This is a genomic window from Arthrobacter sp. 08Y14 (genome assembly GCF_002929455.1).
GTDB classification, from domain to species: domain Bacteria; phylum Actinomycetota; class Actinomycetes; order Actinomycetales; family Micrococcaceae; genus Arthrobacter_B; species Arthrobacter_B sunyaminii.
The window spans coordinates 1-639 of the sequence record NZ_PJIX01000034.1 but is presented as its reverse complement, the minus strand read 5'-3'; the positions used below and the strand labels follow the sequence as shown (position 1 = coordinate 639).

Below are 639 nucleotides of genomic sequence, written 5' to 3'. Positions count from 1 at the left end.
CACTGAGCAAACGGTTCCCGCGCAGACGCTCGATATAGGGGGCACCGGCGAAGATCCAGATGAAGCTCGGAATGAAGGTGGCCCAGGCGGCAATGAGACCGCCGAGCAGGCCGCCGACGAGCGGGTCGAGCGCACCGCTCTGACGGAAGCCGGCCAGGAAGCCGACATAGGAGAGCACGAGCACCAGCGGTCCGGGCGTCGTCTCGGCGAGTGCCAGACCATCGAGCATCTCGCCGGGTTTCAGCCACGCATAGTGATCGACCGCGACCTGGGCGACATAGGCAAGCACCGCATAGGCGCCGCGGAAGGTGACGAGCGCCATCTTGGAGAAGAAGGACTGGATCTCGGGAAGTGCGGTTTCGGGAAGGGTCAGCCACAGGATTGACAATGGTGCGAGCCAGACGGCGATCCAGAACAGGAGTGCCGCAAGCTGGCGCAGGAGGTGTGGCCGCGCGCTTACCTCTTCGACGATCTCGCCAGCCGCCGAGGGAGTGCCCCGGGCATGGACAAGGCCAATAGCAGCAGCGGCAAGCACGACGAGCGGGAACGGCAAAGAGAAGAAGAACAGCGAGATGAAGGCTGCGGCAGCGAGGCCTCGGTGAAAGCTGGTCTTCAGGGCCCGCCTGCCGATGCGGATGA

At 64.6% G+C, this 639-nt stretch carries 1 protein-coding gene; it reads right to left on the bottom strand.

The window, feature by feature from the left end; genetic code table 11:
• A partial coding sequence (locus CXR03_RS18910; RefSeq protein ID WP_146070561.1) for a chromate transporter occupies positions 1 to 639 on the bottom strand: 639 nt, incomplete at both ends.